The organism is Sphingomonas immobilis (genome assembly GCF_030580995.1).
Lineage (GTDB): Bacteria > Pseudomonadota > Alphaproteobacteria > Sphingomonadales > Sphingomonadaceae > Sphingomonas > Sphingomonas immobilis.
The window spans coordinates 1-19894 of record NZ_JAUQSZ010000011.1; the positions used below are offsets into that span (position 1 = coordinate 1).

A 19894-nucleotide genomic window follows, 5' to 3' on the forward strand; every position below is an offset into this window, starting at 1 on the left:
CCGCCGGTCAGCGCGGGCCGCACCCGCACGACGGCGCTCGCCGCATCGCGGTCGCGCCAGCTCAGCGCCGCGCTCACCACGCCCGTCGCCAGCAGCAGCGCGCACCAGCCCGCGTCGCCCAGCAGGTCCGGTGCGAATGCGCGCGCGATCACCACCGGCACCGCAACCGCCGCCAGCCCCATTGCAGCCCACAAGGCACTCCGCCGCATCAGCACGAAGCCGGGCACGCCGAACAGCACGGTGATCGCCACCGCCGCCCAGTTCGCCGCTTCATGCGCGGGTTGCAGCATCGCCGCCGCCAACAGCAGCAGAACGAGCGCCAGCGCCGCCCCCGCGCCCGGCGCGAGCGCCTCGTCGCGCCACGCCAGCACCAGCGCCGCCGCGCTCAGCAGCAGATACAGTCCCCACGACAGCGCCGAGAAATCGAGCGCGGGCGCCAGCACGAGCAACTGCACGAACCCCGCCACCAGCGGCAGCAACCGCAGCCACGGTCGCCGCGCGCCGGTCCCCGGCAGCGCCAGCGTCGCGCCGACCGCGAGCAGCAGCACGAACCCACCCACGCCTGCCAGCCCGCCGCGCGGGAACATCACGATCAGCAGATTCGCCCAGGCAAAGCCGCCGCCGCACGCCGCCAGCGCCAGCCACGCCCAGCCGCGCCGGATCGCCAGCCCGAACAATGCCGCGATCAGCAGCGCGAGATAGACGATCAGCGGCCCGACCCCGCTCTCGCCGAACCCCGCCAGCAAGGGTGCGACGAACCCGCCGATCAGCGCCATGATCGCCGTCGGCGGCCCATGTCGCAGCGCCAGCCCGAGCGCCGCCAGCGTCACCACCACCATCAGCGGGAAGGCGGTGGCCGCGCCGATCAGCCCATAGGTCTGCGTCGCGACATAGAGCGTGCCGTAGAGGCTCGCCGTGCCCGCCCCGGCCAGCGCCTGCCCGACGCGCGGATCGTCGCGGGTCGCGGGCAGTCGCCGCGCGACCTCGCTCGCCGCGATCAGCGCGAGCCCGAACAGCCCGGCGATGACGGTGCGCGCGGCCGGCCCGAGCAATCCGCTCTCGATTGAATAGCGCACGAGGAAGAAGGCCGACAGCACCAGCGCCGCCCCGCCGATCCAGATCGGCAACTTGCCCCCGACGAGACTCTCGAAGGTGATCGCGGGGCGGGGCGGGGAAGGAGGAGGCGGAGGAGGCGAGGCATGCGATCTGTCCTCCTCAACCCGTTCGTCCTGAGCGAAGTCGAAGGGCGTGTTCGAGGCGGTATCGTTCGTGACACGTGCTTCGACAGGCTCGGCACGAACGATGGGGACTTGATCGGGCGTGGGCTCAACCTCAGCCTCGACCCACTCGCGCTGCCGCGGCGGTGCGAAGCGGACGACCGCTGCCGCCTCCGGCGCAGGCTCCGCCGCGCGGTGCTGCGCCAGCCGCAGCTCGCGCACTTCCTCTTGCAGCCGCCTGGTCCGCACCCACAGCACGCGCTGGTTGATCGCGAGCACGACGACGGCGAGGAACAGCAGAAACGTCAAGCAAAACTCCCGCGATCACGCGCTCATAGCATGGCGCTCGCGCTTCGGCTAAGGGCGCTGGAATGCGCGTCGACTTCACCAAATGCCACGGCTCGGGCAACGATTTCCCGCTGATCGACGCACGCGCTGCGCCGGCCGATATGCCCTGGCCCGTCATCGCCCGCGCGCTGGCCGACCGCGCCGGGCCGGTCGGCGGCGACGGACTGTTGCTGTTGACGGCGGGCGACGAAACCCACGCCTTCGGCATGCGCATGTTCAATTCGGACGGCAGCGAGGCGGAAACCTGCCTCAACGGCCTGCGCTGCGTCGCGCGTGCGGGGTTCGAGGCGACCGGGCTGGATGCCGTCGCCGTCCGCCTCGCCACCTCCAGCGCGCAGGTGTCGCGCGACCCCGATCTCGCGCCCGGCGTGGTCACCATCCGCGAAGTGGCGGGCCCCGCGAGCCGCGACGTGGCGCGCTGGCCGCTCGCCAGCGACCATGCCGAGATCGTCGAGAAGCCGATCCCGCAGCTCGGTTCGCCGCGCGCCTTCACCGCGCTCGCCATCCCCAACCCGCACCTCATCACCTTCGTGGACGCGATCGACGAGGCCGAACTGGTGCGCATCGGCGAACTCTGCGAGGCCGCGCCCGGCTGGCTCCCCAACCGCGCCAACGTCAGCTTCGTGGAACTGCTGGAAGGGGGCATCTACGTGCGCACCTTCGAACGCGGCGTCGGCCTCACCGACAGTTGCGGCAGCGCGATGGCCGCCTCCACCTTCGCCGCCGGCCTTACGTTCCGCCGGCCGTTCGGGCAGCAGATCACCGTGTTCAATCGCGGTGGCCTGGTCCGCGCCCAGGCCGAGAGCGACGGCATGGTCCGCCTCTCCGGCAACGCGACCTACGAATGGGCGGGCTCGGCCGAGATCGACATCGCCACCGCCGTCGCGAGCGACCTCACCATCGCCCGCCGCTTCGATGCCGAGGTGGCGGCCTGGGCCACGCTCCTCGAAACGATTGCGCAACCGTAACAAGCCCGTGCTAAGCCCCGGTTCAGGCGGGCGGTGCAACCAAGCCCGTTCCGGTCCGTTTTCACGGGCAGTTAGAAGAGGACGGATGCCATGAACCCGATTTCCCGTTTCGCCGCGGTCGCCGCAGTCGCGTCGATGGTGCTGGCCACGCCGGTGCTCGCGCAGAGCCGCGCCGACGAGGATCGTTTCCGCGCCGCGCAGCAGCGGTTCGACAACGAACTCAACACCTTCCGCGCGGAATACGATCGCTACACGGCGGCACGCGCGAACTATCGCGGCAATGGCTATAACGACCCCCGCTACAATGATCCGCGGTACAACGATCCCCGCAATGCGGACCCGCGCTACAACGATCCGCGCTATGCCGATCGCGACGAAGGCGGCTACGATGCCTCGCGCTACTACCGCGACGGTTCGCAGTATCAGGAGCGCGTGCTGAGCAATGACGACCGCGTCTATCGCGGCAATGACGGCCGCTATTATTGCAAGCGCAACGACGGCACGACCGGCCTCATCATCGGCGGCGCGGGCGGGGCGATCCTCGGCAACGTCATCGACGGCGGTCATTCGCGCATCGTCGGCACGCTGCTCGGCGGCGCGCTCGGCGCGGTCGCGGGCAAGGCGATCGACCAGGGCAGCACCAACAATCAGGTTCGCTGCCGCTGAGCGGAGGCGAGCCTGTCGTCGCTGCCGTGGAACTCGGCGGCACCAAATGCATCGCGGCCATCGCGCGCGGGCGGGATATTCTCGTCCGTGAGCGGTGGCCGACCGGTGACGATGCAGCGGAGACACTCGGCCGCATCGTAAATTGGATCGCCAGCTCGGGCGAGAACTTCACCGCGATCGGCATCGCCGGCTTCGGGCCACTCAACCTCGATCGATCGCGGAGCGATTACGGGCGGATCGGCACCACGCCCAAGCCCGGCTGGTCCGGCATCGATCTGCGCGGCACTTTCGCAAAAGCCTTCGACGTGCCGATCGGCTTCGACACCGATGTCGCCGGCGCGGCGCTGGCCGAAGGGCGCTGGGGCGCGGCACAGGGTTGCTCCGATCACGTCTATCTGACGATCGGCACCGGCGTCGGCGGCGGCATCGTCGCGGGCGGCGTGCCGCTTCACGGCGCGGCACACCCGGAGATCGGCCATATCCGCGTCCGCAACGCCAGTGCCGACGGCTTCGCGGGCGCGTGTCCGTTCCACGGCGATTGCCTCGAGGGGCTGGTCGCGGGCGGATCGCTCGCCAAACGCACCGGCATCGCGGGGGAGGACATTCCGCCCGATCACCCCGTCTGGGCCGAAGTCGCGCAGGAGATCGCCGAACTCGTCGCGATGCTGGTGCTGACAACCGCGCCGCAGCGCATCGTCATCGGCGGCGGCATCGGCTCTGGCCAGCCGCAGCTTTTCCCGATGATCCGCGCCGCGGCGGTGAAAGCGCTCGCCGGCTACGGCCCGATCAGCGATGCCGCGACGATCGATGTGCTGGTGGTGCCTCCCGGCCTCGGCGCGGATGCCGGGCCGCTCGGAGCGGTCGCGCTCGCGCTGGATGCGTTGCCTTAGGGGCGGAACCGAGCCCCGCTCAGCCCAGGATCATCGCGCCGAAGCGCCAGCCCACGGCCCAGCGCACTTCGGCAAGGACGCGGCCCTTCAGCGGCAGATCGACCTCGACCAGCGATCCGATCCGCAGTTTCTCTTCGCATTCGGCCATGAAGCCGGTGTCGGAAATATTGGCGAGCCGGCCGATCAGCTCGCGCCCGCAATCGTCGGCGACGACGATGTCGGCGGCGCATTCCCAGCGGGGCGCGCGTGCGACCTGCGTGCCGCAAGCAGCAATGGTGTCCATCAATTTTCTCCCGGGACGGGAGGCTAGGGCGGAAGAACTTCCCATTCGTTAATGTCCTCCCGCGCGCGCGTCAGAAGTGAATCGCGACGCCGCCCGAGAACGCCCAGGGATCGAGCCGGGTCTGGCCGACCACTGCCTGGCCCTGGAACGTGCCATACGCCTTCGGGCGCAGGAACGCCTTCTTCACGTCGGCGAACAGCGCAAGCTTGTTGGTGATCATCAGGTCGCTGCCCGCTTCGAGTGCGACGCCGAGGTTGTTGTCGACGCGCAGGTTCTGGAAAGCGCCGTCCTTGGTGCCGAACACGATCATGTAGCTCGCGCCCGCACCGACATAGGGGCGGATGCGGCCCGAACGGGTAAGGTGATATTGCAGCGTGAAGGCGGTCGGGCCGTAGGTGATCTCGCCCAGCGTCGGCAGCGCGCCGATCGAGCCGCCGCCGTGGATCGGGATCGTCGGCGGGAAGCCGAGCGTCGCGTTGAAGGCGATATGCGGCGTGAAGAAATAGCCGATCTGCACGGTCGGGGTATGATGCTCGTAGGTCGAGAGACCGGCACCGGCATAAGGCGCGCCGCCGACGTTGAGCGCGACCTTGTCGGCCAGCGTCAGCTCGGTCACGCCGGCGCGGATCGTCCAGCGCGTCTCGTCCGTGGTGATCGGTCCGCCATCGGCGCTGTCGCCACCGGCGCTCGGGCCGAACTTGGCGGTCATGCCGATCGAGACCGTCAGCGGATCGAGCACGGCATTGGCGTCGATCTGCGCGAAGCTGGTGTAGGTTGCATCGAGCGGCAGCTTGCCCGAGGCATGCGTCGCATACCACGCCTTGCGCACCTCGGCGAACACACCCCAACGCTTGGCGACGTTGAGCTGCACGCCGCCCTTGACGTAGGCGCCGCCGGTGTCCGGAATGGTCAGGCCGACGCCGAGCCCGTCGCGCGTCTGCGTGGTGAAGTGGAACTGGTAGCCCGCGCCGACATACGGCGAGACGAGGCCCCGGAACGGCTGCACCCGGCCGCCGAGCGTCACCATCGTGAACTCGTCGTCGCCGAGGTTGGGCAGGCCGGCGAGCGCGCCCGCCGGGGTGTTGTCGGTGGTGCCCGGCGTCGAGACCGAAGCCTCCAGCGCGAAGCTGTCGATCGGGAAATACACGACGTCGACGGTGCCGTGATAGGTGCTGCGCGTCTTATACCCGTCATCGGGGCTGTAGACGCCGTTGGTATAGACCTCGCCCTTGTCGACCAGCTTGGTGCGCGATGCGGAGACGCTGACGTTCACGTCACCGGCCTCCTGCGCGAAAGCGGGCGCCGCGGCGAACATCGCAGTGGTTCCGAGCAACGTGGCAAACGCGTACTTCATGGTCATCGTCCAGGTCCCAAGTGTCCGCACGGTCGTACCGGGGAAGGGTAAATTTGGCGTAAAGGTTAAGCTGCGTTGCTGGCCCGCGACGCTACGACCTTGGTCGCACCGGGGGTCGCAGCCGGCACCGAGATGACCTTGCCCGAACCGGCCGGAACGGCCTGGCGCGGCAGCGGCCGGTCGGCGTTGAGCGTCGCGAGCGTGGTCTTGCCCGCGTTCAGCGCGTCGAGATCCTCCTGCGCGTCCGCGACCGCCGTCGACAGGCGGTGGACCGCGTCGAGGATGTCGTGCTGGCTGTGCTTCGCCATCACCTGCAGCCGGAAGCGCGCCTGGCCCTTGGGCACGGCGGGGAATTCGACGAGGTTGGCAAGCATGCCGAGTGCCGGCAGGCGGCGGCTCACGAGACGTGCGAGCGCTTCGCTGCCCATCTTCACGCAGACGATCGCCGACGGATCGCCGTACACTTCGAGGCCGCAGCCGGTGAGCAGGCTGCGCAGCATCTTGATATTGCCCATCAGCTCGGCGCGCAAAGCGTCTCCCTCGGCCGAGGTGATAATCTCGAACGCCTTGCCGACGATCGCGGCATTGGCGGGCGACATCGCGTTGGAGAAGGTGTTGGGCGAGCTGTAATAGCGCATGTATTCCTTGATCGCCCGGCCCTTCGCCGCGACGAAACCGCCGTTCGACGCGAAGGTCTTGGAGAACGATCCCATCACCACGTCGACCTTGCCGATCATGCCCTGCGCTTCGATCAGCCCGCGCCCGGTCGGCCCGAGGTTGCCGAGATCGTGCGCGACGTCGACGACGAGCGTGGCACCGTATTCGTGCGCGAGGCTCTGGATGGCGGCGATGTCGGGCGTATCCGAGTCCATCGAATAGAGGCTCTCGATCACGACGAGGATGCCGTTCTGCGTATCGGTGCTGCGGATCTTGGCGAGCTTGTCGCGCACGCCGTCCAACTGGTTGTGGCGGAACAGGTGGATGTTGCGGGTTGCAGCCTGCGCGCCTTCCTGCAGGCAGGCATGGCTCAGCGCGTCCATGACGATATGGTCGCTCGGCCGCACCAGCCCCTTGATGACGCCGAAGCCCGCCGCCCAGCCGGTCGGGAATAGGGCGACGTGGTCATAGCCGAGGAAATCGGCGATCTTCTCCTCCAGCGCGATCGACAGTGACGTGTTGCCGACCAGCGCGGGCGATCCCGCCGAATGGACGCCGTAGGCGCGCATCGTCTCGATCGCGGTCTCGAGGATCGCGGGATGCGAATTCATCGAGAGATAGTCCTGGCTCGCGAAGTTCACGCCGTCGAACAGCGCGCCCTCGTCGGTGCGCGCGGTCGCGCGGCTGAAGGCGCCGTGCTCGGTCGAGCGGCCCAGCGGCCATACGCCGGCGGCGCGGCGCGCCTCCTGCCAGTCGTAGAAGGCGGACGTCCGCTCGAGCAGGTTCGATCCCGGCAGATAGCGGAAATCGCGCATGCTGCCGCTCAGCGCATCGTAACCAGGCGTCGTATCGGTGACGTCGTTCATTCTAAGCCTCACTCATGAAGTCGTTCTGGAAGCGGCGGTGTCTCGCCGCCGGTACTCAGTGCGTCGTGTGCAGCTCGATCTTCTCGATCAGCTGCGGCAACGCGACGGGCTTGGTCTCGAAGTCCGCGCAGCCGACCTCGATGCTCTTCAGCCGGTCGCTCTCCAGCGCGTGCGCGGTCAGCGCGATCACCGGGATGTGCGCGGTCAGCGCGTTGCGGCGGATCGCGGTGGTCGCTTCCCAGCCGTCCATCTCGCCCAGCGCCACGTCCATCAGGATGATGTCGGGCATCACGCTCGATGCCATCGCGATGCCTTCCGGCCCGTCGATCGCACAGGCGACTTCATAGCCTTTGCGCTCCAGACGGCGCGTCAGCATGTCGCGGTTCATTTCATTGTCTTCGACAATCAGGATCTTGGTCATCGTCGGTTCCTTGGGGGGGTAAGCGGTACACGTCAGGCCGCCAGGGTTTGCTCCTGGGGGGCCTGAACTTCGTGGGTGCGGTCGGGAATGGTGAGCAGCGTCGCGGGCTGGCCGTCGGCTTGCGTCACCGCCTGGATCGATCCGCCGAGCAGCTGCGCGAACTTGTAGGCGAGCGCGATCTCGATGCCGGTGCCGCCGTATTTGGTGGCCGAGGTATCGTCGGCATGTTCGAACATCTCCTCGATGATTGCCGTCGCGCGGGCGGTGCCGCCGGGGGCGAGATCGGTGAAGAGGAAGCGCGCGCCCTCGCCGGGGGTGGCGTCCACGGTGATGATCAGCTTGCCGTCCGGGTTGCGCCCGGCGACGCCCGCGACGAGGTGCCGCACGGTCGCGCCCACGGCCGACCAGTCGGTCAGCATCGCCGCCTCGGCGCCCGGCAGGATGCGGGGTTCGAGCGTGTAGGCGCGGCCGCTGAACAGACCCGCCGCTTCCTCCAGCCAGCCCTCGATCAGCGCGGCCGGTGCATTGCGGCTGTTGTTGAGCGGCATCTTGCCCGCCTCGATGCGCGAGTAATCGAGAATGTCGTCGATCAGGCTCAGCAGGTTCGATCCGGCGCGGTGGACGTGGCCGATGTCGGTGACGGTATCCTCGTCGCCTTCCTCGCTCGCCTCTTCGAGCAGCAGTTGCGAATAACCGATGATGGCGTTGAGCGGCGTGCGCAGCTCATGGCTCATGCCGGCCACGAAATCGGCCTTGGCGGCGCTCGCCTGGTTGGCGGCGGCGGTCAGGTTGCGGAGGTTGTCGGAGGTCGACACCAGCGAGTTGAGCTCGCGCTGGAACTCGCGCTGCTCGTGGAACATCTTGGCGAAGTAGAGCGACATCATCGCAAAGTAGATCGCCACCGACGCCATCGAGATCATGCCGATCGTCTGCAACTGCGCGAGCTGCGTGGCGGGCAGCGGCCAGCCGCTGAAGGCAATGGCGAGGAAGATGGCGGTGCTGCCGAAGATCTGCGCGATCAGGATGTTGCGCACCCAACCCTGCGGCGGCAGGTAGAGGAACGCCAGCAGCGGGAAGATCAGGATCCACGGCAGGAACGGCGACGCCGTGCCGCCGTAGGCGTAGCAGGCCCACAGCGCGCAGAAGATCAGGTTCTGCACCGACAGGAAGGCAAGCAACTGGTAGCGCCCGGTCGCGCGCAGCACGAACGGATAGGCCCAGAACAGCAGGATCGAGAAGAAGAACACCGCCGCGCGGTAATCGCGCGAAATGTTGGTCGCGACCATGTAGAGCGGGATGGTGTTGCCCAGGATCGGGCCGAACACGTGGCTCAGCATGAACATGCGCGCGCGGCGATGCGTTTCGGCATTCACCTGCAGCACGGTCGGAATGAAATAGTCGAGGAACGCGCTCAGCCTGAAGCCGCTCCTCACTGTGTTCACCCCCGTCATAAAGTCGTCCCAAGATAATGAGCGGTTCGACTAAAGTCGTAGTTAGCGAACCCTTGATGATGCTTGGTAGCGCGGCTTGATTAAGGCTCGGTAAAGCGCGTCGTTCGCCAATTTTTAAGCAACACGGCTTAGCTAGAACGGTGACCGAAGGGGCTCCGAATGACTAAGTTGCTGTATCGTCTGATTGATTGGTTCATCCCGGCGGCGATCCAGGAAACCGAATCCGATCGCCTGATGGCGCGCACCTTCGTCATTCTGCACCTGATGGGCCCGCTGATGGGCCACAGCGTCACCTACTTCCTCTGGCAGACGCCCGCAGGCGCAAGCTGGCAGTTCTGGGTGACCGAGGCGCTGGTCGCCAGCTTCTTCGCGATTCCGCTCATGCTGCGCGTATTGCGGTCACTACGTATAGCGGCGATGACCTCGGTGCAGCTGCTGGTGGGCCTGAGCCTGTTCGGCTCGTTCTTCTTCGGCGGCATCTCGTCGCCGCTCTTGCCGTGGTTCCTCATCGCGATGGTGCTCGGCTTCTTCTACCTGTCCGATTCGATCAAATCGACTTTGGTCGGCGTCAGCGTCCAGCTTTGCTGCTTCTTCACCGCGCGCATCGTCGTCGGCCATTTCCCGACGCTGCTGGATCCCGACGCGCTGCGCCTCGCCAACACCTTCTCGATCGTTGCGGCGCTCACCTACATGACGATGCTGTCGCTCTACTATGAGACCGTCATGCGCATCTCGCTCAGCCTTGAGCAGGAGACGATCGACCAGCGCGTCCGTCTTGGCCAACTGAGCCAGGCGATGGAGGCGGCGGAGCTCGCCAGCAAGCGCAAGTCGATCTTCCTCGCCAAGATGAGCCACGAGCTGCGCACCCCGCTCAACGCCGTGATCGGCTATGCCGAGATGCTGCGCGAGAATTTCGAGGATCAGCCCGGCAGCGACCGCAAGATGCAGGATCTCGACCGCATCCACGCCGCCGGGCGCCATCTGCTCGCGCTCGTCAACGACGTGATCGACCTGTCGTCGATCGAATCGAACCGTCTCGAACTCTCGACGGAAGCCGTCGCCGTGCGCGCGCTGATCGACGAGGTGATCGCGACCGCGTCGCCGCTGATCAGCAAGCGCGACAACCGCATGGTCGTGAACATGCCGGAAGAACTCGGCACGCTGGAGCTCGACGCGCTCAAGGTCCGCCAGTCGCTGCTCAACCTGCTGTCGAACGCGGCGAAATTCACCACCAAGGGCACGATCATGCTCACCGTCCTGCGCCGCACGACGCCGGCCGGCGACCGCATGCTGCTCGAAGTGACGGACAACGGCATCGGCATCAGCGCCGAGGGGCTCCGCCGCATCTTCGAGGATTTCGGCCAGGCCGAGAACGATACGGTCAGCAAGTTCGGCGGCACCGGCCTCGGCCTCGCGCTCACCAAGCGTTTCTGCCAGATGATGGGCGGCACCATCGACGTCCGCTCCGAACGCGGCGTCGGCACCAGCTTCACCATCGAGATTCCCATGATCGAAGCGGGCGAAATGCGCGCCCTGAAGGCGGCGTAACCGCATGATGATGCAGCATGGCACGAAGCTGGGCGGTTTGCGCCCGCTTCCCGAACTTCACCAGTCCGCCCGCCGCTCGGCGATGTCGGCGCTGGTGCGGGCGATGGTCATTGTTTTCGCCGTCGCCGCCGCGATCGGCCTCGTCGCCGCTGCGTTGGTGCCCGCACATGCCGGACTGATCCTCGCCGTGTCGGCCGCGATCGTATTGACCGGCGCGGGCGTCGCGATGGCGCTGGCGGTGCCGTTGTCGCGCACGATCGGCGACACCTCGGCGCAGCTTGTCGGCCTGCTGCTCAACCAGCCGGGCGTCACCGACGATATCGGGCTTGAGGCGTTCCACTGGCAGACCGGCCGCGCGCTGAAGCCGGACGAGCTCGCCGCCGACCTCACTCTGCTCGGCAAGCAGATGCGCGCAGTCGAACGGCGCGCGCGCATGACGATGACCGAGCTGGAGCGGGCGCGCGAACAGGCCAACGAGCAGAACCTCGCCAAGTCGCAATTCCTCGCCAACATGAGCCACGAGCTGCGAACGCCGCTCAACGCCATCCTCGGCTATGCGATGCTGCTGCACGAGGACGCGACCGAAACCGGCAACGCCAGCGCCGCGTCCGATCTCGAACGCATCCAGCAGGCGGGTCGCAACCTGCTCGCGCTGATCAACGACATCCTCGATCTCACCAAGATCGAGGCGGGCAACGCCACGCTCAACCGCAGCGTCATCAACCTGCGCGATCTCGCGCAGGGCGCGATCGAGAGCTGCGGCGAGATCATGAACGGCAACGCCGTCGAACTCGTCATCGCGCAGGAAGTCGGCCTGATGATCGGCGACGGCACCAAGGTCCGTCAGGGCCTGCTCAATCTGCTGTCGAACGCCTTCAAATTCACCAGCGACGGCAAGGTCACGCTGTCGGTCGGCCCGGCGGTCAATGCGGCGACGCCTTCTGTCACCTTCGCGGTGATCGACACCGGCATCGGCATCGACGCCGAACATCTCGACACCCTGTTCGAGGCGTTCAGCCAAGTCGAGGGCGGCGCGACGCGGCGCTTCGGCGGCACCGGCCTCGGCCTCGCCATCACGCGCCGTCTCGCGCGCATGATGGGCGGCGACTGCACCGTCGAGAGCGTCAAGGGCGAAGGCTCGATCTTCCGCCTCACCGTGCCGCTCACCCCGCCGGTCGATGGCCATGCCGAGGACTTGCGCGCGATCCCCTTCACCGCCGACACCGTGCCCGACCGCACGTCGGAGCGCAGCGTGCTTGTCATCGACGATGACGAGGCCGCGATCGATCTCATGCGCCGCTGGTTCGGCCGCCTGGGCTATGATGTATTCTCGGCGATCGAGGGCGAGGCGGGTCTCGCCCTTGCGCGGACGCACAAGCCCGATCTGATCCTGCTCGACGCGCTGATGCCGGGCCGCTCGGGGTACGAAATCCTTGCCGAGATGCGCGTCGATCCCGTGCTCGAAAAGACGCCGGTCATTCTCATCACCGTGGACGACGACCGCCCGCGTGGCCTCGCCGCCGGTGCCTCGGACTACCTGCGCAAGCCAGTCACCGAGAGCCAGTTGCGCAGCATCACCGAAGTCTATCGCTCCAAGGCGAGCGGCGACGTGCTCATCATCGAGGATGACGACGACGCCGCCGAACTGATCCGCCGCAGCGTGGAGCAGGCCGGCTTCTCGACCAACCGCGCGCCCGATGGGCTCGCCGGCATCGAGATGATCCACACCAGCAAGCCCGCCGCGATCGTGCTCGATCTCGCCATGCCGCGCCTCGGCGGCTTCGAGGTGATCGAGCGGCTCGCCGCCGACGAGGCGCTGGCGGCGGTGCCGATCGTCGTCCTGTCGGGCTGCGACATCTCGCTCAGCCAGCACCGCATGCTGGCGGCGGCTGGCCACCGCTTCTTCACCAAGGGCGTGTCCACCCCGCGCGAAATTGCGCAGTCGCTGCGGGAGATGGTGGCATGACCGCTTTCGATCCCAAGCTGACGCAGAAGACCGTCCTCATCATCGATGATGTCGAGGATAACCGCGCCCTGCTCGACCGTGCGCTGAAGACCAGCGGCTATGCCACCGTCCTCGCCGAAAGCGGGCGCGAGGCCCTGTCGATCCTGTCGCGGCAGACGCCCGACATCGTCCTGCTCGACTGGATGATGCCCGAACTCTCCGGGCTGGAGACGCTGCGCGCGATCCGTGAGTTGCACCCGAGCTCCAAGCTGCCGGTCATCATGTGTACCGCGATGGGCGAGGAGACGTCGGTCGTCAGCGCGCTCGCCGCCGGCGCCGATGATTATATGGTCAAGCCGGTCAGCCTGCCGATCCTGCGGGCGCGCATGGCCCGCCACCTCGAACAGCGCGCGGTCATCGACTCGCTCGGCAACGAGAAGGAACGCGCCGAACGCAAGCTGTCGGAGCAGACCAAGGCGATGTTCAATACCCCCGGCGGCATCAACCGCTCGGATCTGCATTGATCGGCGCCCTGATGAAGCATCCCCGATCCCTGCGCAGGTCGCTCCACGATCACGGCCCGGCGCTCGCCGTCGCGGGCGTGGCGGCGGGCGCTCTCGCCAGCATGACCCTGGGCGTGCCGTTGCCGGTATGGCTGCAGGCCGGCGTCGCGTCGGTCGCGATGGCCTATCCGATGATCAGCGTCGTGCGCGCGCATCGCGAAAGCCGCGCGACGCATCACCTCATCACGACGACGCAGGCGCTGCGCACCAAGCTCGACCGCGATCCGCTGACCGGCCTGCTCAACCGCGCCGCCTTCAACGCCGCGCTGGCGGACCTGCCCGCGGCGGCGAACGGCAATGGCCATCTCGTCGTCGTGTTCTTCGATCTTGATCGCTTCAAGGACGTCAACGACACGCTCGGCCACAAGACCGGCGATCACCTGCTGGTCGAGGTCGCGCAGCGCGCCGGGCTCGTGCTGGGCGAGGCGCATGCCTTCGCGCGGCTGGGCGGCGACGAATTTGCCGCGATCCTGCCGTGGAGCGACACGCGCCGCCCCGACGATTACGGCCACGCCCTGGTCGAGGCGATGAACGAGCCCTTCAAGATTGACGGCTGCACGGTCGAGATCGCCGCCTCGGTGGGCATCGCGATTGGTGACGCCGTGCTCGACGATGGCCACGAGCTGCTGCGCCGCGCCGACGTCGCGATGTACGACGCCAAGGGCTCGCCGCGTGGCGGCTGCCGGATCTACGACGACGTGCTGAGCGGCAAGCAGACGCGCGAGGGTGTGATCCGCGTCGAGCTCGGCAATGCGCTGGCGGACGGGGCGTTCGAACTCCACTATCAGCCCGTCATCGACGCGCGCACCGGCCGGGTCAGCAGCGCCGAGGCGCTCCTGCGTCCCAATTTCGCCGCGCTCGGCGACACCACCACCCAGTCGCTGATCGCCATTGCGGAAGCCAGCGGGCAGATCATGCCGTTGACCGAGTGGACGCTCGACACCGCGCTGCGGGCGACGCGCGAGCTCGACGGCATGCCGGTCGCGGTCAACATCTCGCCGGTCTATTTCCGTCATCCGGATTTCGTCCACCGCATCTTCGACAAGCTGCTCGCCGCGCGCGTCCGCCCGGAGCTGTTGACGGTCGAAGTGACCGAGGGCGTGCTGATCGCCGACATCGCCTCGGCCCGCCATTCGATCTCGCGCCTGCGCGAGATCGGCGTGCGCGTGTTCCTCGACGATTTCGGCACCGGCTATTCCTCGCTCAGCTACCTCCAGCATTTCGATCTCGACGGGCTGAAGCTCGACAAGTCCTTCCTCAAGGACGTCGGCGATCGGCGCAAGGCGACGCAGATCATCCGCTCGATCATCGATTTCGGCCACAGCCTCGACATGCGCGTGGTGGTCGAGGGTGTGGAGAGCGACTGGCAGGCGCGCCTGCTGCAACTGCTCGGCTGCGATCTGCTGCAGGGCTACGAACTCGGCGTGCCGATGCCGCTCAAGGACTTCGTCGCCTTCACCGAGCGCGTCAATGCGCAGGCCGCGCTGGCCGAGGCGGCCGCCGTTCACGTCGGCGACAACGGTGCGAAGGGGGCGACGGCGCACGCCCCCTGAACCCGTTTCGATGACGGAATATTCAGCCGCCGCTTAAGCAGATGTTATCGGCTTTGCGCTAGGCCCGAGTCCCATGAGCATCCCGCAATCCCTGCGTGTCGCACCGACGCATCAGCGCGTGCTGATCGTCGACGATATCGAGGACAATCGCGTGTTGCTCGAACGCATCCTCGCCCGCGCCGGTTACGAGACCGAATCGTGCGATAGCGGCGCCCGCGCACTGCGCCTCATCGGGCTGCGCCGCCCCGATCTCGTCCTGCTCGACTGGATGATGCCCGGCCTGTCGGGGATCGAGGTTCTCAAGGTCATCCGCGAGACGCACACGCTGAAGCAGCTTCCCATCGTGATGTGTACCGCGCTCGGCGACCGTGTTTCGGTGGTCGAGGCCTACGGCGCCGGCGCGAACGACTTCATCCAGAAGCCGGTCGTCCCCAGCAGCCTCGTCGCGCTCGTCCAGCAACACCTCCGCCGCCCGCTCGCGGCGTAAGGCTTACGCTGCAGGCGGGGCCTGCCAGCTCCCGCCCAGCGACCGGAACAGATCGACCTGCGCGGCGGCGATGCGCGCGTCCGATGCGGCCAGATCGGCATCGGCATCCGCCGCCGTCCGCTCGGCGTCCAGCACGGTGAGGAAGTCGATCGTGCCCTCGCGCTGCCGTGCCCGCGTCACCTTCGCCGCCCGCTCCGCCCCGTCGCGCGCTGCGACCAGAGCCTGCCGCCGCGCGATCTCGTGCGAATAGTTCGACAGCGCCGTCTCGGTCTCTTCCAGCGCCTGCAGCACCGTCCCGTCGAACGCGGCGAGCGCACCCCGGCTGTCGGCCTCGGCCCCCGCGATCCGCGCGCGCGCGGCGCTGGTATTGGGGAAGGACCAGTTGATCAGCGATCCCACCAGCCAGCGGAAGGGACCGCCGCCGAACACGTCGCTGAAGCTGTTGCCGGTCGAGCCGACCGATCCGCCCAGCGAGATGCGTGGATAGAGGTCCGCCGTCGCCACGCCGATCCGCGCCGTCGCCGCCGCCAGCCGCCGCTCTGCCGCGCGCACGTCGGGACGGCGCGCGAGCAGGATCCTGCCGTCGCCCACCGGGATCGGCTGGTCGATATGCGGCGCGTCGCCGCGCGCGCCCGCTTCCGCAGGCAGTTCCTGCGGCGCGCGGCCCGTCAGCGTCGCGAGCCGGAACAGCGCCGCCTGCCGTTCGGCCTCGATCTGCGGCACCGCCGCCGCGCGCTGGTCGCGCAGCGTCGTGATGCGGATCAGGTCGAGCTTCTCCGAACGTCCGGCATCGACGCGCTTGCCCGTCACCGTCGTGGAGCGATCGAGCAGATCGACGATGCGCTTCGCCACCGCCAGCCGCTCTGCCGCCGCACCGGCATCGACATAGGCGCGGATCGTCTGCGCGACGATCGCCACGCGCACCGCGTCGGCATCGCCCGCCGCTGCGCTGACGTCGCCCTTCGCCGCCTCGATATTCCGACGCACGCGGCCCGCCAGGTCGAGTTCGTAGGAGACGTTGAGGCCGAGCGTGAGCTGTTCGGTTTCGCGTTGGCTACCGAAGCTCTGGATCGCGGGCAGGCGGCCATAGCCGGGCTGCGCGCTGAGCTGCGTCTGCGGGAGCAGGTCGTTGCGCGCGCCCTTCAGGCTCGCCCGCGCCGCATCGAGCCGCGCGACCGCGACGCGGATGTCGGTATTGGCCTTGAGCGCATCCGCCACCAGCCCATCGAGCACCGGATCGTTGTAGAGCCGCCACCAGCTGTCGTCGGGCGCGGCGGCGGTGACGGCGGTGCTGGCGGTGCCGATGAACGGCCCGGCCTGCTTGGGGGTGGGCGTCGAGGCGACGTAGTTCGGCCCGACCGCGCAGGCGGAGAGCGCCAGCGCCGAGAGCGAAGCGAGCAGTATCTGTTTCATCTGGTCAGTCCCTTATTCTGCGGGCTGAAGGTGCGGCGCGTTCGGCTCGGCGGCACGCTTGCGGCGCGACAGCCGGACCGCGAGCGCGCGGCACACCACGTAGAAGGTCGGCGTAAAGAGCAGGCCGAAGCCGGTGACGCCGATCATTCCGAAGAACACCGCCGTGCCCAGCGCCTGGCGCAACTCCGCGCCCGCGCCGGTCGCCGTCACCAGCGGCAGCGCGCCGAGGATGAAGGCGAAGCTCGTCATCAGGATCGGGCGGAGGCGCGTCTGCGCCGCCTGCACCGCCGCTTCGACCGGCGACAATCCGTCCTGCTCCTCCGCCTGCTTGGCGAATTCGACGACGAGGATCGCGTTCTTGGCAGCGAGCGCGATCAGCACGACCAGCCCGATCTGCGTCAGCACGTTGTTGTCCATGCCGCGCAGGTTCACGCCGGTCATCGCTGCGAGCAGACACATCGGCACGATCAGCACGATCGCCAGCGGCAGCGTCAGGCTTTCATATTGCGCCGCTAGCACGAGGAAGACGAACACCACCGCCATCGCAAAGACGATGCCCGCCGTGTTGCCGGCGATCTGCTGCTGATAGGCGATGCCCGTCCATTCGTGCGTATAGCCTGCGGGCAGCGTGTCGCCGACCTTCGCCATCGCCACCAGCGCCTGCCCGGAGGAGAAGCCGGGGGCGGTATCGCCGTCGACCTCGACCGCGGGCGCGAGGTTGTAGCGCGTCACGCGGTACGGCCCGGTCTTGTCCTTGAAGGTGGAGACCGAACCGATCGGCACCATCTGCCCGGAGTTCGAGCGCGTCTTGAGGTTGGCGATATCGGCCGGCGATGCGCGGTAGGGCGCATCGGCCTGCGCCGTCACGCGGTAGGTCCGCCCCAGCAGGTTGAAGTCGTTGACGAACGCGGAGCCCAGATAGACCTGCAACGCCTCGAACACCCGCTCCGGCGGCACGCCCAGCATGTTGGCCTTGGTGCGGTCGACATCGGCGAACACGCGCGGCGTGGCGGTGTCGAAGAAGGTGTGGACCATCGCCAGCCCCTTCGTCTGGTTGGCCTTGCCGATCACGCCGTAGGCGGCGTCGCCCAGTTCCTTGTAGCCGCGGCTCTGCGGATCCTTGACGATCATGCGATAGCCACCCCCGGAGTCGATGCCCTGGATCAGCGGCGGCGGCAGGATGAAGATGCGCGCGTCGTTGACGTCCGCCGTCTCCTTCATCGCCTCGGCCATGATCTTGCCGACGCTCGCGCCGATCTTCTCGCGGTCGGCGAAGCTCTCGAGCGGGATGTAGGCGGCACCCGCATTGGGGGCGAGCGTCTGCGAGGGGCCGTGGAAGCCCGCCAGCATCACAGCGCCCTTCACGCCGGGGATCGGCAAGATGCGCTGCACCACCTTCTTCATCACCGCGTCGGTGCGCTCGACCGAGGAACCCGGCGGCAGGAAGATCGCGGTCAGGAAGTACGCCTGGTCCTGCGCCGGCACGAAGCCGGTGGGCGTCGCCCAGAACACGCCGACCGTCACCGCAATCAGCCCGGCATAGGCGGTCATCATCCGGCGCGGTGCCTGCACCAGCGTCAGCGTGACGCGCGCATACCAGTTGCTCAGCCGCTCGAACCCGCGGTTGAAGGCATCGCCGGCGCGCGTCACCATCCGGCCGAAGCGGCCTTCGCTACGCGCCCCGGAAGGCTTGAGCAGGATCGCGGCCAGCGCGGGCGACAGCGTCAGCGACAGGATCAGCGAGATCGCCGTCGCGGTCGAGATCGTCACCGCGAACTGGCGGTAGAACGCGCCCGAGATGCCCGTCAGGAACACCGTCGGCACGAACACCGCGAACAGCACCAGCACGATCGCCACCAGCGCGCCCGACACCTCGTCCATCGAGGTGCGCGCGGCCTCCAGCGGCGAGAGGCCGTGCTCCAGATTGCGCTCGACGTTCTCGACCACGACGATCGCGTCGTCGACGACGATGCCGATCGCCAGCACCAGCCCGAACAGCGACAGGTTGTTGAGGCTGTAGCCGAACGCCGCCAGCACCGCGAAGGTGCCGATCAGCGACACCGGGATCGCGATCACCGGGATGATCGCCGCGCGTCATTTCTGCAGGAAGACGAGGATGACGATCACGACCAGCACGATCGCTTCGATCAGCGTGTGCTGCACCGCCTCGATCGACTGCGAGATAAACTCGGTCGGATTGTAGATGACGCTGTACGCCATGCCCTTGGGGAAGGACTTCTGCATATCGTCCATCGCCGCCTTGACGTGCTGGGCGGCGTCGAGCGCGTTCGATCCGGGGCGCTGGAACACGCCGAGGATGACGGTCGGCTTGCCCGACAGATAGGTGTTGGTGCCGTAATCCTGTGCGCCCAGCTCGACGCGCGCGACGTCGGACACCTTGACCTGGCGGCCATCGGGGTCGGTGCGGATGACGACGTCGGCGAACTGCTTGGGATCGTTGAGGCGGCCCTGCGTCTCGACGCTGACCTGATAGGCATTGCCCTGATTGTACGGCGGCGCGCCGAGGCTGCCCGCCGAGACCTGCACGTTCTGCGCTTTCAGCGCGGCGACGATCTCTCCGGCGGTCAGGTCGAGCGCGGCGGCGCGGCCGGGGTCGATCCACACGCGCATCGAATAGTCGCGGCTGCCGAACAGCCGCACGTCGCCCACGCCGTCGATGCGGCTCAGGCGATCACGCACCTGCGTCAGCGCATAGTTGGAGATGTATCCGCGATCGAGGCTGTCGTCGGGCGACACGAGGTTGACGACCATCAGGAAGTCCGGCGACGTCTTGCGCGTCACGATGCCGAGCCGCTGCACCTCTTCGGGCAGGCGGGGCGATGCCACCGCGACGCGGTTCTGCACCAGCACCTGCGCGGCATCCAGATCGGTGCCGATCTTGAAGGTGACGGTGATGACGACGGTGCCGTCGCCGGTCGACTGACTGCTCTGGTAGAGCATGTTGTCGACGCCGTTGATCTCCTGCTCGATCGGCGCGGCGACGGTCTCCGCCACCGTCTCGGCCGATGCGCCGGGGTAATTGGCGGTCACGGTCACGGTCGGCGGGATGATGTCGGGATATTGCGACACCGGCAGCCCGAAATAGGCGATCGCGCCGACGAGCGTGATCACCACGGCGATCACGCCCGCGAAGATCGGCCGCGTGATGAAGAAGCGCGAGAGGCGCATGGATACAGTCCTTCCGAAGAGGATCGGTTCAATTCAAAAAGATCGCCCTCTCACTCCGTTCGTACTGAGCGAAGT

15 protein-coding genes and 1 pseudogene are annotated in these 19894 nt (G+C 67.7%); 8 read left to right on the forward strand and 8 right to left on the reverse strand.

All coding sequences use genetic code 11. From position 1 onward, the window contains the following. Positions 1-1526, reverse strand: a 1526-nt coding sequence (locus tag Q5H94_RS15100; protein ID WP_304562125.1) for a DUF2339 domain-containing protein, incomplete at its 3' end; no start/stop codon positions are given. A 62-nt stretch (positions 1527-1588) separates the two neighbouring features. Between Q5H94_RS15100 and dapF the strand changes: the two genes are divergently transcribed. From dapF to Q5H94_RS15115, 3 genes are all read left to right on the forward strand, one after another. Beyond that, on the forward strand, positions 1589-2533 hold the full coding sequence (dapF, locus tag Q5H94_RS15105; RefSeq protein WP_304562126.1) for a diaminopimelate epimerase: 945 nt from the start codon (positions 1589-1591) through the stop codon (positions 2531-2533). Positions 2534-2623: 90 nt separating this feature from the next. Then, positions 2624-3199: a glycine zipper 2TM domain-containing protein gene (locus Q5H94_RS15110; protein ID WP_304562127.1), complete on the forward strand. Its 576-nt coding sequence runs from the start codon at positions 2624-2626 to the stop codon at positions 3197-3199. Positions 3200-3225: 26 nt separating this feature from the next. Beyond that, positions 3226-4089 (forward strand): ROK family protein, encoded by an 864-nt coding sequence (locus Q5H94_RS15115; protein ID WP_304562128.1) that lies wholly within the window; start codon positions 3226-3228, stop codon positions 4087-4089. 19 nt (positions 4090-4108) lie between these two features. Here Q5H94_RS15115 and Q5H94_RS15120 read toward each other — a convergent pair whose 3' ends face one another. The 5 genes from Q5H94_RS15120 to Q5H94_RS15140 all read right to left on the reverse strand — a co-directional run bounded on the left by Q5H94_RS15120 (position 4109) and on the right by Q5H94_RS15140 (position 9121). After that, positions 4109-4372, reverse strand: a complete 264-nt coding sequence (locus Q5H94_RS15120) for a PilZ domain-containing protein (protein WP_304562129.1) — start codon at positions 4370-4372, stop codon at positions 4109-4111. A gap of 70 nt (positions 4373-4442) precedes the next feature. Next, a complete protein-coding gene (locus Q5H94_RS15125; protein WP_304562130.1) occupies positions 4443-5732 on the reverse strand; it encodes an OmpW family outer membrane protein in 1290 nt (429 codons plus the stop codon). A gap of 59 nt (positions 5733-5791) precedes the next feature. Further along, complete coding sequence (locus tag Q5H94_RS15130) at positions 5792-7249, reverse strand: aminotransferase class I/II-fold pyridoxal phosphate-dependent enzyme (RefSeq protein ID WP_304562131.1); 1458 nt, start codon at positions 7247-7249, stop codon at positions 5792-5794. A gap of 55 nt (positions 7250-7304) precedes the next feature. Continuing rightward, positions 7305-7670, reverse strand: coding sequence for a response regulator (locus Q5H94_RS15135; protein WP_304562132.1), 366 nt, complete (start codon positions 7668-7670; stop codon positions 7305-7307). 32 nt (positions 7671-7702) lie between these two features. Further along, a complete protein-coding gene (locus Q5H94_RS15140) occupies positions 7703-9121 on the reverse strand; it encodes a sensor histidine kinase (protein WP_304562133.1) in 1419 nt (472 codons plus the stop codon). Between the two features lie 159 nt (positions 9122-9280). Between Q5H94_RS15140 and Q5H94_RS15145 the strand changes: the two genes are divergently transcribed. The 5 genes from Q5H94_RS15145 to Q5H94_RS15165 all read left to right on the forward strand — a co-directional run bounded on the left by Q5H94_RS15145 (position 9281) and on the right by Q5H94_RS15165 (position 15217). After that, positions 9281-10669, forward strand: coding sequence for a sensor histidine kinase (locus tag Q5H94_RS15145; protein ID WP_304562134.1), 1389 nt, complete (start codon positions 9281-9283; stop codon positions 10667-10669). 4 nt (positions 10670-10673) lie between these two features. Beyond that, positions 10674-12635 (forward strand): response regulator, encoded by a 1962-nt coding sequence (locus tag Q5H94_RS15150; protein ID WP_304562135.1) that lies wholly within the window; start codon positions 10674-10676, stop codon positions 12633-12635. Further along, positions 12632-13138, forward strand: a complete 507-nt coding sequence (locus Q5H94_RS15155; RefSeq protein WP_304562136.1) for a response regulator transcription factor — start codon at positions 12632-12634, stop codon at positions 13136-13138. Before Q5H94_RS15150 ends, Q5H94_RS15155 begins: the two co-directional genes overlap by 4 nt. A gap of 11 nt (positions 13139-13149) precedes the next feature. After that, positions 13150-14730, forward strand: a complete 1581-nt coding sequence (locus tag Q5H94_RS15160) for a putative bifunctional diguanylate cyclase/phosphodiesterase (RefSeq protein ID WP_304562137.1) — start codon at positions 13150-13152, stop codon at positions 14728-14730. 73 nt (positions 14731-14803) lie between these two features. Next, the gene (locus tag Q5H94_RS15165) at positions 14804-15217 is read left to right on the forward strand and encodes a response regulator (protein ID WP_304562138.1); all 414 of its coding nucleotides are present in this window, start codon (positions 14804-14806) and stop codon (positions 15215-15217) included. A gap of 3 nt (positions 15218-15220) precedes the next feature. On the opposite strand, the gene Q5H94_RS15170 is transcribed toward Q5H94_RS15165, so the two are convergent. Together Q5H94_RS15170 and Q5H94_RS15175 are read right to left on the reverse strand one after the other, a co-directional pair. Next, complete coding sequence (locus Q5H94_RS15170) at positions 15221-16630, reverse strand: efflux transporter outer membrane subunit (RefSeq protein WP_304562139.1); 1410 nt, start codon at positions 16628-16630, stop codon at positions 15221-15223. Positions 16631-16642: 12 nt separating this feature from the next. Then, positions 16643-19819 (reverse strand): annotated as a pseudogene (locus tag Q5H94_RS15175) (efflux RND transporter permease subunit). Between the last annotated feature and the right edge of the window lie 75 nt (positions 19820-19894).

Coding starts and splice junctions, on each gene's coding strand:
- Q5H94_RS15130 (WP_304562131.1), bottom strand. CDS start 7,249: ATGAACGACGTCACCGATACGACGCCTGGTTACGATGCGCTGAGCGGC.
- Q5H94_RS15140 (WP_304562133.1), bottom strand. CDS start 9,121: ATGACGGGGGTGAACACAGTGAGGAGCGGCTTCAGGCTGAGCGCGTTC.
- dapF (WP_304562126.1), top strand. CDS start 1,589: ATGCGCGTCGACTTCACCAAATGCCACGGCTCGGGCAACGATTTCCCG.
- Q5H94_RS15155 (WP_304562136.1), top strand. CDS start 12,632: ATGACCGCTTTCGATCCCAAGCTGACGCAGAAGACCGTCCTCATCATC.
- Q5H94_RS15170 (WP_304562139.1), bottom strand. CDS start 16,630: ATGAAACAGATACTGCTCGCTTCGCTCTCGGCGCTGGCGCTCTCCGCC.
- Q5H94_RS15165 (WP_304562138.1), top strand. CDS start 14,804: ATGAGCATCCCGCAATCCCTGCGTGTCGCACCGACGCATCAGCGCGTG.
- Q5H94_RS15160 (WP_304562137.1), top strand. CDS start 13,150: ATGAAGCATCCCCGATCCCTGCGCAGGTCGCTCCACGATCACGGCCCG.
- Q5H94_RS15145 (WP_304562134.1), top strand. CDS start 9,281: ATGACTAAGTTGCTGTATCGTCTGATTGATTGGTTCATCCCGGCGGCG.
- Q5H94_RS15150 (WP_304562135.1), top strand. CDS start 10,674: ATGATGATGCAGCATGGCACGAAGCTGGGCGGTTTGCGCCCGCTTCCC.
- Q5H94_RS15135 (WP_304562132.1), bottom strand. CDS start 7,670: ATGACCAAGATCCTGATTGTCGAAGACAATGAAATGAACCGCGACATG.
- Q5H94_RS15120 (WP_304562129.1), bottom strand. CDS start 4,372: ATGGACACCATTGCTGCTTGCGGCACGCAGGTCGCACGCGCGCCCCGC.
- Q5H94_RS15125 (WP_304562130.1), bottom strand. CDS start 5,732: ATGACCATGAAGTACGCGTTTGCCACGTTGCTCGGAACCACTGCGATG.
- Q5H94_RS15110 (WP_304562127.1), top strand. CDS start 2,624: ATGAACCCGATTTCCCGTTTCGCCGCGGTCGCCGCAGTCGCGTCGATG.